The sequence below is a fragment of the Bacteroides sp. 2201st1_D9_2201SCRN_220225 genome, from assembly GCF_040928965.1.
GTDB classification, from domain to species: domain Bacteria; phylum Bacteroidota; class Bacteroidia; order Bacteroidales; family Bacteroidaceae; genus Bacteroides; species Bacteroides stercoris.
Window position 1 is genome coordinate 1 of record NZ_JBCODG010000066.1, and the last position, 14,911, is coordinate 14,911.

11 protein-coding genes and 2 pseudogenes are annotated in these 14,911 nt (G+C 42.8%); 6 read left to right on the plus strand and 7 right to left on the minus strand.

The window, feature by feature from the left end; all coding sequences use genetic code 11:
- Positions 1 to 81: 81 nt before the first annotated feature.
- Together AB5903_RS17520 and AB5903_RS17525 are read right to left on the minus strand one after the other, a co-directional pair.
- Entirely contained in the window at positions 82 to 1,293 is a 1,212-nt protein-coding gene (locus AB5903_RS17520) for a site-specific integrase (RefSeq protein ID WP_117740775.1), read from the minus strand.
- A 19-nt stretch (positions 1,294 to 1,312) separates the two neighbouring features.
- The gene (locus AB5903_RS17525) at positions 1,313 to 2,542 is read right to left on the minus strand and encodes a site-specific integrase (protein ID WP_004311259.1); all 1,230 of its coding nucleotides are present in this window, start codon (positions 2,540 to 2,542) and stop codon (positions 1,313 to 1,315) included.
- A 206-nt stretch (positions 2,543 to 2,748) separates the two neighbouring features.
- On the opposite strand from AB5903_RS17525, the gene AB5903_RS17530 reads away from it, so the two are divergent.
- The 3 genes and pseudogenes from AB5903_RS17530 to AB5903_RS17540 all read left to right on the plus strand — a co-directional run bounded on the left by AB5903_RS17530 (position 2,749) and on the right by AB5903_RS17540 (position 3,834).
- A complete protein-coding gene (locus AB5903_RS17530; RefSeq protein ID WP_336314134.1) occupies positions 2,749 to 3,009 on the plus strand; it encodes a tyrosine-type recombinase/integrase in 261 nt (86 codons plus the stop codon).
- A gap of 203 nt (positions 3,010 to 3,212) precedes the next feature.
- Positions 3,213 to 3,518, plus strand: coding sequence for a DNA-binding protein (locus AB5903_RS17535; protein ID WP_005651667.1), 306 nt, complete (start codon positions 3,213 to 3,215; stop codon positions 3,516 to 3,518).
- Positions 3,515 to 3,834 (plus strand): annotated as a pseudogene (locus AB5903_RS17540) (hypothetical protein). Before AB5903_RS17535 ends, AB5903_RS17540 begins: the two are co-directional and overlap by 4 nt.
- 42 nt (positions 3,835 to 3,876) lie before the next feature.
- Here AB5903_RS17540 and AB5903_RS17545 read toward each other — a convergent pair.
- The 5 genes and pseudogenes from AB5903_RS17545 to AB5903_RS17565 all read right to left on the minus strand — a co-directional run.
- Positions 3,877 to 4,114: pseudogene (locus AB5903_RS17545) on the minus strand (hypothetical protein); the annotation flags it as partial.
- Positions 4,115 to 4,204: 90 nt separating this feature from the next.
- Positions 4,205 to 4,690: a transposase gene (locus tag AB5903_RS17550; RefSeq protein ID WP_005651658.1), complete on the minus strand. Its 486-nt coding sequence runs from the start codon at positions 4,688 to 4,690 to the stop codon at positions 4,205 to 4,207.
- A gap of 58 nt (positions 4,691 to 4,748) precedes the next feature.
- Complete coding sequence (locus tag AB5903_RS17555) at positions 4,749 to 5,051, minus strand: hypothetical protein (protein WP_060385079.1); 303 nt, start codon at positions 5,049 to 5,051, stop codon at positions 4,749 to 4,751.
- Between the two features lie 108 nt (positions 5,052 to 5,159).
- Positions 5,160 to 5,396, minus strand: a complete 237-nt coding sequence (locus AB5903_RS17560; protein WP_060385078.1) for an IS3 family transposase — start codon at positions 5,394 to 5,396, stop codon at positions 5,160 to 5,162.
- A 214-nt stretch (positions 5,397 to 5,610) separates the two neighbouring features.
- Complete coding sequence (locus AB5903_RS17565) at positions 5,611 to 5,958, minus strand: helix-turn-helix domain-containing protein (protein WP_165593205.1); 348 nt, start codon at positions 5,956 to 5,958, stop codon at positions 5,611 to 5,613.
- Positions 5,959 to 6,108: 150 nt separating this feature from the next.
- Here AB5903_RS17565 and AB5903_RS17570 point away from each other — a divergent pair, with 150 nt between their 5' ends.
- From AB5903_RS17570 to AB5903_RS17580, 3 genes are all read left to right on the plus strand, one after another.
- The gene (locus AB5903_RS17570) at positions 6,109 to 10,098 is read left to right on the plus strand and encodes a two-component regulator propeller domain-containing protein (protein WP_336314133.1); all 3,990 of its coding nucleotides are present in this window, start codon (positions 6,109 to 6,111) and stop codon (positions 10,096 to 10,098) included.
- Between the two features lie 190 nt (positions 10,099 to 10,288).
- On the plus strand, positions 10,289 to 13,426 hold the full coding sequence (locus AB5903_RS17575; RefSeq protein ID WP_060385075.1) for a TonB-dependent receptor: 3,138 nt from the start codon (positions 10,289 to 10,291) through the stop codon (positions 13,424 to 13,426).
- A 13-nt stretch (positions 13,427 to 13,439) separates the two neighbouring features.
- On the plus strand, positions 13,440 to 14,909 hold the full coding sequence (locus AB5903_RS17580; protein ID WP_005651644.1) for a RagB/SusD family nutrient uptake outer membrane protein: 1,470 nt from the start codon (positions 13,440 to 13,442) through the stop codon (positions 14,907 to 14,909).
- Positions 14,910 to 14,911: the final 2 nt, after the last annotated feature.

The following is a 14,911-nucleotide window of genomic DNA, read 5'->3' on the forward strand; positions in this document are numbered from 1 at the left end:
ACAAAGCCCGGGCTTGAGAAAGTCTGGGCTTTGCGCATAAAAAGAGGCTGTGTCAGCATTTTGACACAACCTCATTTTTATTTAGCCTGCGGCTTCCTTGCCGGCCGCAGGCTTTCTTCTTTCCATCAGCCGGTCCATGTCCGAGGATATCTTCCGGTCGGTGACCTGGGCGTAGACCTGCGTGCTGTCGATATTCGTATGGCCCATCATCCTGGCGATGCTCTCTATCGGAATGCCCGCGGTCAGTGTCAGGGTCCCGAACGAATGCCGGGCCATGTGGTAGGACAGGTTCTCTTTCATGCCTAATGCCACGCCCATTCCATGTACCTCATACCAGAGGACGTCGCGGACCGGCAGCGGGAATACCGGCCTGTCGTCATCCGTGGTGTTGTAAAGCTCCAGTATCTGTCCGGCTATGGGATGCAGCGGGATGAACGCCTCCACGTCCGTTTTGGCGCGGCGGATGCGGATATACCTTCTTCCTTCCGAAGTCGTTCCGATGTGACGGGGATGGAGAGCCCTCGTATCCGCGTAGGCCAGACCGGTCAGCGAGGAGAAGATGAACGTCCTGCGTGCCAGCTCCATCATCGGGTCGGGCAGCGGGGTTTCCATCATCCGCTTCAGTTCACTGCGGCTGATATGCCTTAGTTTAGGTGTTTCTTTCCTCTCGTATGCCACGTCCTCTATCGGATTGGCTCTTAGTATTTCCCGGTCCACGGCGATGTAGATGAGCCGGTTGAGCCAGCACAGGCAGTGGTTCACGTGTCCGTTCCTGTGTCCCAGCTCCTTCTTGAGAAAGACCTTGAACGATTCGGCGAACTCCTCGGTGATGTCCGAAAAGGCGATGTCCTTCATCCCGCGGGATTCGATGAACTGCCTGAGGTTGAGCTGGGTGGTCTTCGACTGGCGGTAGGTGGAAGTGGAGTTGATCTCCTTGGAGCGGACCCTGAGCCGTTCGCGTTCCACCTCTCCGGCCTGCAGGAGGTATTCCGGTACGGAATTGGCGCCTGACACGGTGGTCTTGAGCAGTTCGGCCGTGACCACTCCCTGGTTCCTCAGCAGGTTCCCGTACGCCTCTTCCAACCGGCTGCGGAAGGCGGCAAGGCGGTTGTTCTCCCTGGCTGTTTTGATTTCACACTTCTTGCTGTCCCAGTCCCCGGGTTTGCAATAGACGCCTGTCGTGACTGCCGATTTCTTTCCGTCGATGCTGATCCGGCAGAGGACGGCGGTCGTGCCGTCCGATTTCACCTTGTTACGGTTGATGTAGAATAAGAGCTTGAATGTACTGCGCATGATAATGATTGTTTAGGGATTAAAGGATAAGTTTCAAATCGCGGGTTGCCTCGACGAACCTGTCCATGTCCTCGAACAGCTTCTTCGGGGTTACGCGCGCGTATATCTGGGTGGTCTTTATGTTGGAGTGTCCCAGCATTTTGCAGATGGTCTCTATCGGCACTCCCTCCTCGAGCGTGACCAGCGAGGCGAAAGAATGCCGTCCCATGTGGTAGACAAGGTCCTGGCTCAGCCCTGCCATCAGGCGCAGGGATTTCATATTGGCCCTGAGCGTGTGGTAGTCCTGCGGCGGGAAAAGAGTCTCGCGGGTATCGTCCCGGTATTTCTCAATCAACGCGACGGCTTCCGGAAGCAGCTTGACACGTCCGAGGTAGTCGGTTTTCTTTCGCTGGTATTTCAGCCAGAGGCTGCCCTCGTCATCCCGGAAGAGGTTCTTCCGGGTGATGCTTACCGCATCGGCATAGGCGGTGCCGGTGTAACAGGCGAAGAGGAAGAGGTCCCGGGTGATGACATGTGACCTGCGTTTTTCCGGTATCTCCAGATCACGCAGCTTCTCGAAATTCTCACGGCTGAGTGCTTTCGGTGTTGTCTCCTTCTGCTTGGGCAGCTTGAAGTGGCAGAAATGGTATTTCTCCGAGTGGCCCTCCTTGTAGGCGATGCGGCAGATCTTTTTCAAGATGGCCAGGTAGCCGCGAAGCGTGTCCACGGCATATCCCTTTTCCAGAAGGATGAAATCCTGATAGTCGCGGATGAACTGCTCGTTGAGCTGCCCGAAGACAAGGTCCGGAACCTTGAATTTCGCCTTGATGAATTCGGAAAGCGTGCGGTAGGTGAAGAGGTAGGTCGAGAGTGTGGTGGGCGCACGGTCCACACCGACACGGGCCTTCATTTCCCCGTTATGCCGGTCGAGAAGTTTGAGCAGGGTCATCTGCATGCCCGCATTGCCCTGGAACATGTCCCTGACCGCGGCGGCATCAAAATCCCTTTTTCTTTCCATGAGGGAATTGAAGGCCGAGTGTACGGCAAGCAGCAGTCTTTCTATTTTTTCATTGGTCTCCACCGCTTCCCGGCTCTTGCCGTTCAGCCGGCTCTCACGCGCGTTCCACAGCCCGGGGGTGCAGGAGAGCTTGCAGCTGAACTGCGCCATCGTGCGGTTGAGGGTGATCCGTCCCATGATCGGGGCTTTGCCGGTCTTGTCCGGCTCGCTCTTTTTCAGGTAGAGCAGCACCTTGAATTTTTCCACTTTCATAACGCTCTTTTTTAGGTTGTAAAAATACTCCTTTGAAAAGCGTCCTTTGGCATGCAAAACATTGAGAAACAGTGAATACAAATCCGCTTTGTTCTTATCGGTAAAAATTCGGTTACCTGCCGTCGTTTCCGAAACAGGCGGCTAACAGTCTGGTAACTGAAACGTCGCAATATTTTGTTTTCTTTTGCAGGTCTGTCTGTTCTGCAATTCTCGCAAAATGCTTAATTATAAACGTTTTACGTTTAATTATCGTCATTCTGTTTTTTATTGCATTTCTAAATATTACTTACACGGCGCGTCATACTTTTGCCACTTTTGCCCTGGCCAATGGTGTTTCGATAGAGAGCGTTGCTAAAATGCTGGGGCATACCAATGTTCAGATGACCCGTCATTATGCGCGTGTGCTGGACCGTACAGTGATACGTGAGATGTCACAGATAAAGATGGATTTTCATTTTTCCATGTAAGGAGAGGGTGTTTGGAATGAGCAAAGGCAGACATGAGGTTCGGATGCCTGCTCTTTCAGGAATGGCCGGAGATTGCTTCCGGCCTTTTTTATTTCATTCTGGCGTTTTCTGTCTTTTTTTGGCGGTTGCTCAACGGTTGAGTAATCAATGACCTTGTAATATCTCCGTAATATTGCACCATAAACAATAAAAACAAGGTCATTATGAATAACAGAAGAACTGCACCTGGTGGGCAGATGACCCACATGCTCAGTACCATACTCGCCAAAGTAACCAACATTGAAAAGTTACTGGCTCCTGCCATACATAACTTGCCCGACAGCGAGATACTGGATTCAAAAGGCGTGCGCCTGCTTACCAAGATGTCCGACAGGACACTTCTAAGACGTCGCAATGACGGTTCATTGCCTTTCCACCGTGACAAGGGGAAGATTTACTACCGCCGTTCGGACGTGCTGCGTGCCATGCTGCTTGAAAAAGAAGAACACTCTAAAAATAAAAGGTTATGAGAAAGATGATTAAGGTTGAAAGCGGCTCGTTCGCCGCACTCGTGAGAAGTTATAAGAAGTCCCTCAACATGTTGGCCGTGCTGCAACATATCTGCGAGGATAACTGTGTAGAACTTTCTATGCTGCCCGATGAGGTTTGTGAGCTGATCCGGCAGAGATTGAGAAGCAGCGTTTGAGCGGATGGCTGCGTTTTGCGGAAGAAGAGAACGGGATCAGGCATTATTCGATTGTGGATATAATCAATCTTAAGGATTCCATTGACTGGAAGGTTATTAACAGACAGGTGGAAAACCTTTCCTTTGAGGAAAAGGAATGACGGAGTGTCTTTCTTTCCATTACAGGCAAACTTAGGATATTTTTTCAGTTCCCTATCACAAATTCTCTTGGTACAGACAAGGATGCGGAAATCGGACAGGGGTCCCGATTTTCATATAGTCATCCCCTGTCCGGGCATTCCGGTTGATTGCGGCAAGCCGGTTGCCGAGTATCTCCACGTTGTCTGAATCCACGCCGTCCAGTTTCAGGGGATTGGGACGGAGTCCGGTTTTCGTATCTGCTGGCATCACCTTGTTGAAATATTTCCAGTCCCTGGTGAAACTTTGGGATTTGGTCTATTTACTAAAATGCCTGACAAGTAGATGCTTGGCCCTTGCCAGCAGCTGTTTACGGGTATCGCCATTAGTATATCAGAACGGAACATACTCTATCCCCAGCTCTCTGCACCGCTGAATTTCATCGTTCTCCAAATCCCGTGCCATCCAACGATAAGTAATCCTGAGTTCACCAATTGCCTCATAAAAGAGCTTCTGTACATGAAATCGGTCATTGGTCATAGTGGTGTTGGGAAAAGTCGTTCGGACAGTCCGTATCATGGTCGGTGAAAAATTTAAAGTGACTTCTTTGACCGTCTTGCGCTTGGAGACATGAATCATTTCAAGTACCTTTATGACCTCTTCAGACTTTGTGCCACGTATCATGGCCACAAGGTTGCCTCTACCACTACGGTCTGCACGGTTGGTGACAACAGTATATAATTCTCCGCAGCTCAAAGAAGTCTCGTCAATACAAAGGCAGGGACCTATGTTCTGTTTGAACAGGACATATTCTGTGGCATGATCCAACAGGTCCCACTCTCTGTATGCGCTGATAAACCCCTTGTACTGTGAAGTCAACTGTTTACCGTTTACACCATAAGCCTCTGCTATGGAGCTTATGTAGGACGCCGTAGTTTTAATCTTCTTTTAGAAAAGCAACGAACTCGGGAGTAAGTTTCGTTCCTTCGGCTGTAAGATCATCGTAGGTATAGGAAAACGTTTCCCCGGTAGTTTTGTCATACCAGCGATAATGTCTTACGTGGAGATAAACAGGCTTGCCGCAAAGAGGAAAGTTCTGAATAACTTTCTCACCAGTAGAGCCATGCGAAATCACAGTTCCACTCTTGTAATCGGAACGTTCCAAGTAGTGTTTTTCATCAAGCCAGACCTCGATTTTGACAGAGTCGTCATGCCAACCGGAGATATCGAAATACTCCATTAAAACTTTGGGAAAGATGACTCGGAGTAACTTATTGTAGGTTGTGATTGGAATTCATTAGATTGTTGTTTTGAAAATATGACAGCAAAGATAGATTACTTTAGTCTATTAACATAACATACCCAAAGGGTTTTCGGACTGACCCCGTATTTGGCTTTTAAGCCACAAGTCACTCGTAAGTCTGTTTAACATAAAACTACGGTTATGCATCTCCGTTGTCACACGAGGATAGCCATAGCGTTCCTTATGCTCATGAAAAATCAGTTTAATCGATTCCTTTTCATTAGCATACCTGTCAGCGGTTTTAAGGCGCTTTAGATGGTAATAGAACACTGAACGAGCCATCTTTCTTTACTCCAATAGCAAGTCAAGAGGATAATCCGATCTTAGTTTGTCGATGGTCCGCGCCCATTTAGAAGTGCTTGGCCTTTCTTTGCCTCGACTAAGGCCTTCGCTTTTTTAAATAGTACGTTCTTCGCTCTCAGACGGAGATTTTCAGCCTGAAGCTTCTCAAGTTCAGTTTGCGGTTCTTTTTTCTTTGGGCGTCCCATAGGGTTTTTCAGTGGTCTCCTCGGCGTTTGGACGGTTTAAGAGCCTCATAACCATACTTGCGTACTGTGCTGCCCCGGCGTTGTAGTACCGTCTTGTCAATTCTGTATTCTACTCTTATATGGGCCAAAGATACACCTTTTTCTAATATTAAATGTACGACTTCTTCCTTTAATTGAACCGTAGGGCGGCAATGTGGTTGTTGTTCCAGTTCGGAACGGCCATATTTGTCCCACATTCTCACCCATGTCAATATCTGAGTTTTATTGATATGACACTCTCTCGACAAGTGAGCTATTGCTTCTTCTTGTTTTACCCGGCTAACGATGATGAGCCGTTGTTCATAACCGTACTTCATAAAAAACATCTCAAAAGTTTGGTGTCTAACTTTTGGGGTGCACTTCATTTTGAGATGGCCTCTTTTTTCTTTTTTGTAGATATTATAAAAAGTACTATTTTTGTGTCGCAATTGGGGTGTGTTACAAACCTTAGGTCTTGTTATGTTGAAATGTTGGTTACTTGTATATCATTTATTATTCAGATATTGTTCTTCTTTTGGGTATCTCCGATTAACGCTCAAGAGTATAAGTTTAATACTTTGGGAGTGGAGGACGGTTTGTCTCAGATAACAGTCAGTGATATCTGTCAGGATGAGAAATCTCGCATGTGGATTGCTACGTTGGATGGCTTGAACTGTTATGATGGTAATCAAATTAAGGTTTATAATCATTTTCACAACGATTCTGTCAGTTATGGTAATCTATATGTTAGTCAGATGATAGAAGACGGTCAGGGAAGTTTGTTCTTATTGTCTTCCACCGGTATTTTTCAATTCGATTTAAATACAGAAAAATATTATTTGTTACCCGTTACTGCTCCTGCTACTTTAGCCAAGGGAAAACACGGTGTATGGGTGGTAGAAGGTGGAAAACTGTTTTTATATGATAAGCATTCCAAGCGTTTGCAGCGGATGTACGAAGACCTTCAATTGGCTGATACCGGTTCATCTATGGTGGAAGGTATGGACGGTTCTTTGTGGATTGCTTTAAAAGATAAAGGCGTAGTGCAGGTTGACTCCTGCGGTAAAGCTACTCTTCAGTTGCCCGATATCAAAGTATTAAAGGTGATGCAAGGAAATGACCGGAATATTTGGGTAGGTACGCAAGAACATGGTGTTGTTTGTTTTAACCTGGCTGGTAGTCTGTTACAGACCTACGCGCACGACGATATGGCCAGAGCTTTGTGTCAAGATTTAGAAGGAAACATATGGGTGGGCTATCGTAGTGGTTTGAGTAAGATTGATGTAAAATCAGGAACCGTATCTTACTATCAACCTAATCCTACTAAAATAGGTTCTATGTCTAACCGCTCAGTAACCTCTCTGTATACCGATAAACAAGGTACGGTGTGGATTGGAACGTATTGGGGAGGAGTTAATTATTTTTCTCCCGCGTTTCAGCACTATATACATTTTTATGCTTCAGAGAAAGGTTTGTCATTCCCGGTAGTGGGAGCGATGGCTGAAGATAGAGCTGGAAATATCTGGATATGTACTGAAGGTGGAGGATTGGATATGTATCAGCCTCGTTACAATACGTTTCAACATTTTAATTCCCTTACAGGACATCGTTTTAGTACCGATTATCTGAAAGATATTGTGTATGATGAGGCTTATAATTGTTTGTGGATTGCAGCCGATTTTACCAACAAATTGAATTGTTTTCATTTGGAAACCCATAGGAATGAACAGTTTACCTTGAACGATTCGCAAGCCAGCATTGTAGGTGATGCCTTGTTTGCCTTGGCAGATACACCGCAGAAATTGTATGTAGGTACCACGTCGGCGGTAGCCAGTTTGGATAAGTTGACAAAGAAAACCGATATCTTGTTTCATGAAGACGAGTTGTTTACTCATAATTACAATACCCTTTTATTGGATTCCAAGCAGCGGCTATGGTTTGCTGCAGCCGAAGGATGTATGGCTTATGATATTAAAAAACGGAGTTTTCAGACTTATCGTATCCGTTTGGATAAGGAGGTACGATCTCAAAAATTTTTGGTGAATGTTATTTATGAGGACCGATATGGAGATATTTGGATAGGTACGCATGGAAAAGGATTATTCCTGTTGGATAAAAAAGACAGCCAATTTCATTTGCATACACCAGATTATCAGCTTTCAGGAAATAATATTCGTGATTTGGCGGAGACTCCTTCCGGCAATTTGCTGATTGGTACCGGACACGGGTTGTCTATGTTGGATAAGCGTACCGGTAAGATTATTAATTTTAATTCGAAGACCGGATTCCCGTTGACTTTAGTAAACCGGAAATCGTTGCAGGTATCTCGTGATGAGAATATTTATATCGGTGGTACTACGGGTATGATTGCCATCCGAGAGAATAATTTGTATTATCCTCCCAAAATATATGATCTGAATCTGACGCAATTGTATATAAACAATCAGGAGATTATAACTGGAGACGAAACCGGCATTTTGTCCGAAGCATTTGCTTATACTGACGAAATTTGTCTAGATTATACTCAAGATGTGTTTAGTATTGGTTTTGCCACTGATAATTTTTTGCATATTGGTGGAGGAGAGGTAGAATACCGTTTGGTAGGATATAAGGATGAATGGAGCGAAATTCTTTCGGGTAATTATGTTACTTATACTAATATTTCTCCTGGTCATTATAAGTTTGAAATTCGTCTGAAGAATTTTCCAGCGGTAATTCGCTCACTTACGATTACCATTGTTCCACCTTTTTATGCTACTTGGTGGGCTTACATTATCTATATTTGTGCGATATTAGCAATTCTATACATTTTGATACGTGAACATCGTCGTCGTCTGTTTTTGAAGACTTCGTTAGAGTTTGAAATGCGTGAGAAGCAGTATATAGAAGAAATGAATCAGTCAAAATTACGTTTCTTTACGAATATTTCTCATGAAATCCGAACTCCTATCACTTTGATTATAAGTCAGGTAGATTTGCTGCTGAATTCCGGAAAACTATCCACTTACGCTTATTCCAAATTATGGAATATCCATAAGAATGCGGGAAATCTGAAATCGCTGATTTCAGAATTGTTGGATTTTAGAAAGCAGGAACAAGGACTTTTAAAACTGAAGATTTCGCAATTCGATCTTTGTGATTTGCTGCAGGAGCATTTTGTCTTGTTCAAGGAATTATCAGCTAATCGGAATATTTCTTTTTCATTACATATGAATGTGCAGCATTGTATGATATGGGGAGATAGAATGCAATTGCAGAAAGTAATCAATAACTTGTTGTCGAATGCTTTCAAATATACCTCCGATGGTGGCACGATTGTGCTGGGCTTTACCGAGGAAGATATGGTCTGTCGTTTTTCTGTAACGGATAATGGTGCGGGTATCTCTGAAGAAGATTATCAAAAGATATTTGAACGCTTTTATCAGGTTGAGAATATCGGCCTGTATGGAGGAACGGGTATTGGACTGGCTTTAACTCAAGGTATTGTGAAGGCACATAAAGGAGAGATAAACGTGAAAAGTCAACTAGGTAAAGGTTCTTGTTTTCAAGTCACCTTAAAGAAGGGAGATGCTCATTTTGACGTTTCGGTAGCTCGAATCGAACCTGAACAAAATAAAGAATATATCTATCACTCAGAAGAGCGAGAGGCGTTGGTTGAAGAAGTACGTACTTCACAGAAAGAGAGCGGTACCACCGATTGCAAGTTATTGGTGATTGATGATAATGAAGAAATTAGAACCGTGTTAGTCGACATATTTTCTCCGCTGTATACGGTAGACACTGCCTGCAATGGCAAGGAAGGCTATGAAAAGGTGAAGACTATGCAGCCGGATCTGGTTATTTCGGATATTATGATGCCTGAAATGACAGGAATAGAACTCTGTGCTAAGATTAAGAATAATATAGAGACTTGCCATATTCCGGTAGTACTTCTTACTGCCTTAGGTGCACCCGAGAGAGAGTTGGAAGGATTGAGAATTGGTGCAGATATTTATGTGGTAAAACCGTTTAATATGCGTAGGCTGGTGATGCAGTGTAATAACTTGATAAATACAAGAAGGATGCTGCAGAATAAGTATGCTCATCAATTAGATAATAAGATTGAAAAAATAGCTACGAACGAATTAGACCAAAAGTTCATTGAACAAGCTATACAAGTGGTGGAGAGAAACATGGAAAACCCGGAATTCACGGTTGATGTCTTTTCTAAAGAAATGGGCGTAGGACGTACAGTCTTGTTCCAAAAGATAAAAGGTATAACGGGACATACGCCAAATAATTTTATCATGAATTTGCGTCTGAAGAAGGCTGCTTATCTCTTGTTGAATGCTTCGGAATTGAACATTTCTGATATTGCTTATCGCTTAGGATTTGGTAATCCCCAATATTTTAATAAGTGTTTTAAGGAACTATTCAGTGTAGCTCCTACACAATACCGAAAGATACAAAATACCCCTTCTGTACCCCCTGAGAAGTGATTATAGCCTCTCATTTGAATGATTAGACCTTATCTTGCGAACGATTGGATAGGGTGACGTGTACTTAGATAATTTATTTTTGCATGGTTGAATTACATCTGCTAGTGTAGGTGTGTTCAGGTATTCATTGTGTGTTGTGTTCACAAGAATAAAACCTTATTTATTAACCAATATAAAAACAATTCTAGTTATGAAAAAATTACTAAAAAGAACAGAAGATCGGTTGTTTCAATCGTTCCTTTTGTTGTTCTTGTGTCTCTTTTTCTTAGCTAGTCCAACTTATGCACAAGGTGGATTTGCTGTGAAAGGAGTAGTGGTAGACAAAACAGGATTTCCTCTGCCGGGAACTAACGTAATGGAAAAAGGAACTACTAACGGAACCATTACCGATTTGGATGGTAACTTCTCATTAACGGTCGCAAAGAAAGGTGCTACACTGGTTGTTTCTTTCATTGGTTTTGATACCAAAGAAGTGGTCGTAAAAGACAAGAACCTGAACATTACTTTGGAAGAAGATTCCAAATTGTTGAATGAAGTAGTTGTAGTAGGTTATGGTACTATGAAGAAACGTGATGTAACCGGTGCTATTACTTCTATTTCTAGTGAGGCGATTGAACAGAAGATGGCTACGAACGTATTCGAAGCATTACAAGGTACTACAGCCGGTGTACAGGTTGTTTCTGGTTCTGGTCAGCCGGGTGAGTCTTCTTCTATTAAGATTCGTGGTACTTCTACTTTCTCTGCTGAAGGTGTGACTCCGCTTTATATCGTAGATGGTGTGCCTTTGGAAAGTATTGATGGTATCAATACGAACGATATTACTTCTATGGAAATCTTGAAGGATGCGGCTTCTGCGGCTATTTACGGTTCTCGTTCTGCCAATGGTGTGATCATCATTACTACTAAGAGTGGACAAGAAGGCAAACCCCGTATCGATATCAAGTATAATCACTCTTGGGGTAACCTGTCGCATAAGGTAGCACAGGCTAACCGGAAGGATCGTTTGGCCTACGACTACGCTCGTAAGGAATATTTTGAAATCTATGGAGGTGGTAAACCCAATGAAAGTATTGATATTCTCGATGATCCTTTGAATGCTTTCTTTAATGTAGATAATGATTACCTGGATATGATTACTACTACTGCACAAAAAGATCAGGTGGATGTCAGTGTTGGTGGTGGTACGAAGAAATTGAAGTATTTCATCAATACAGGTTATTATAATGAAAAAGGTATTATTTCAAATACGGGTTTCCAACGTTTGAATACACGTATTAACTCAGATTATTCTCCGACAGATTGGATGAATATGGGCAGCCGTATTTCATTAACCTACTCTAAGAAAAAAGGTTTGGATGAAGGTCAGTTGTTGAGTGCTGTATTGTCTCGTCGTCCTTATTTCAATATTGTTTATCCTGACGGATCATTAGTTGGTGTATTTAATGGTCAGAAGAATCCGATTGCTCAAATTAACTATACTACAGATTTTACAGATTCGTATAAGGCAAACTTCTTCCAATTCTTTGAAATCAAGTTTAATAAGTATTTGAAGTTTAGAACTAATATCAATGCGAACTTCTACTTGGATAAGCGTAAAAAACTCGAACCGAGTTTGATTACTGACGAATGGCAGAAGCAGAATAAGGGCTATTCTTATAACTATTTGAACTGGAACTGGATGAATGAAAACTTCATCACTTATGCTCGTAAGATTAAGGGTCATAACTTCAGTGCCATGCTCGGTGTCAGTGCACAACAGTGGCGTTATGAAAACGAAACATTTGTGGGTATGAATTCTTCTACTGACTTTATTTATACCATGAATGCATTCTCTGCCAATCTGGACTTATCGGCTACAGGCTCTACATTGACCAACCATTCTATGGCATCTGTCTTTGCTCGTGTTACTTACGACTATAAGGGTAAATATTTGTTCACAGCCAATATGCGTCGTGACGGTTCTTCTCGATTTGCCAAAGAAAACAAGTGGGGCAACTTCCCTTCAGTATCTGTGGGATGGCGTTTCTCTGATGAAAACTTCATGAAATTTTCTAAGAAATTCCTTGAAGATGCTAAGATTCGCGTAAGCTACGGTATTACAGGTAACGAAGCAATCGGTAATTACGATTATATCTATTCTTATTCACCGAACTCTATTTATGATAATATCGGTGGTGTGATTCCTACCCGTATCGGTAAAGATAACTTGAAATGGGAAGAAACTAAGCAGTTCAACTTAGGTCTCGATTTGAACTTCTGGAATAGCCGATTAACGATTACTGCCGACTACTACGATAAGTATACAGATGGTTTGCTGGCTAATTATCAGTTACCAAAGGAATCAGGTTTTGCTTATATGAAAACCAATGTGGGTGAGATGAGCAACCGTGGTTTTGAAATAGCCGTATCGGGTGATATTATCCGTAGCAAGGATTGGAAATGGAATTCTTCTTTCAATATTTCTCGTAACGTAAACCGTATTGAGAAATTGTCAGAAGGCAAGGCTTATATGGAAGGTGATATCTGGTGGATGCAGGAAGGTGGTCAGGTAGGCGACTTTTATGGCTTCAAGAATGCAGGGGTATTTGCATATGATGAATCTAATGCGTTTACTGATAACTGGGAACAACTGACTCCGGTATTTGAAAATGGTGTATTCCAATATAAATATCTGTTGAACGGAGAAGTATATGAAGGTAATATCCAAAAGAAGAAATTACCGAATGGTAAACCCTTCCGTGGAGGTGACTACAATTGGGAAGAACCTGAAGCTAGCCGTGACGGTATTATCGATGATAACGACCGTATGGTAATTGGTAATGCTATGCCTGAAGTTACAGGTGGTTTGAATACTACATTGACTTGGAAAGACTTAAGCTTATATTTAGGTTTCTATTATTCACTGGGTGGTAAGATTTACAACGCTGCTGAACATAACCGTAATATGTTTAAATATTCTGGAACTACTCCTTCTCCGGAAGTTATTTATAACATGTGGTTGAAACCGGGTGATCAGGTTCTTTATCCGCGTCCGTATAACGATGAATACAATAACGCACGTATGGGTAACTCTTTCTATCTGGAAGATGCTTCTTTCATTCGTTTGCAGAATATTCGTTTGGCATACGATGTACCCGAAAAATGGTCTAGAAAGTTGATGTTGAAGAAATTGAATGTATATGCTTTTGTGAACAATGCATTAACTTGGACCAACTATTCCGGATTCGATCCTGAGTTTTCTACACGGAACCCGTTACAGATCGGTAAGGATTCTTATCGTTACCCAAGAAAGAGAGAATTTGGTTTAGGATTTTCTGCTAACTTTTAATTGAGAATACTATATGAATAAGATTAAATATTATGTAGGAGCTATATGCTTGGCTCTGTCTTTAAATAGCTGTTCGGATTTTCTGGATGAAGAACCGGTGAGCGAAATTCCTGCCGACAAGATGTGGCAGACTGCCCGCGATGCGAAAGCTGGTGTGAATGAAATTTATGGTTTGTTACGTACTACCCTTCGTGAAAACTATTTCTATTGGGGCGAATTCCGTTCTGATAATGTAGCACCGGGTGCTCCAGTAATGGCCGATCAGGCTCGTGTCATCAACAATTTGATGTCTACGGATGAGAGTTGTGCTAGATGGACTAATCTTTATCAGATGATTAATCAGACTAACCTGGCTATCAAGTATGTACCTCAGATTAGTATGCCTGACGTATCTGACCGTAATGACTATTTAGGTCAGGCTTATGCCTTGCGTGCCTTAGCTTATTTCTACGCCATTCGTGTGTGGGGTGATGTGCCTTTGTTTACTGAACCTACTGAAAAGTATTCTGATGCTATCTATAAAGCACGTACCGATAAGAATGAGATTATCGATCAGGTGATTTTACCCGATTTGAAGAAAGCCGAGAAACTGATTAACCGTAATAAGAATTTTGAACGTAAGCGTATTTCAATCTGCGGTGTATGGGCTATTATGGCGGATGTTTACATGTGGAAGAAAGAATATAACCTGGCTGATCAGACCATTGAAAAAATGGCTTCTATTCAGTCGAAGAAAGGCGGCCGTTTTGTAGACTTCGAACCTAATCTGCAAGCTTGGCATACTATGTTTACAGAGGAATTGGTAAATAAGCCTTCAGATAATACACCGGAAAACGATGAATATAATACGCGTGAATTTATCTTCTTGATCCATTTTAATATGGATGAAGTAGGTACGAACGGTTACAGCTACATGTATCAGTGGTTTTCTGGTTCTGGTAACCGTGCTGCGGTAATGTCTGATCAGTTTATGGACATTTTTAATGCTGATGACATGAAGGGCGACTTGCGTAAAGACTTTATCGTGAAAGATTATCAGGAAGGTTATGAATTACGCAAATATATGTCGGGTGATATCAGTAACTCATTGAATAAAACTTGTGAGGTAGGTTATCCTATTTACCGTTATTCTGACATGATGTTGCTTCAAGCAGAAGCTCGTGCCCGCATGGGTAAATGGGGTGAAGCTTTGGAATTGGTGAAGCAGATTCGCGATCGTGCAGGATTACAGACATTGACCGAAAACGATTTTGCATCAGAAGATGAACTGGTTAATTATATCCTACGTGAACGTCAGGTAGAATTGGCAGGCGAAGGTCGTCGTTGGTTCGACTTGTTACGTACTGGTCAATGGAAAACCGTGATGCAACCGATCAATGGGTTGTGTAAGGATGGTAATGAACTTTTCCCAATCCACTATTCTCACATCATTGAGAATCCCAATATTGTGCAGAATGAATATTATGGAAAGAGTAACAATTAAAA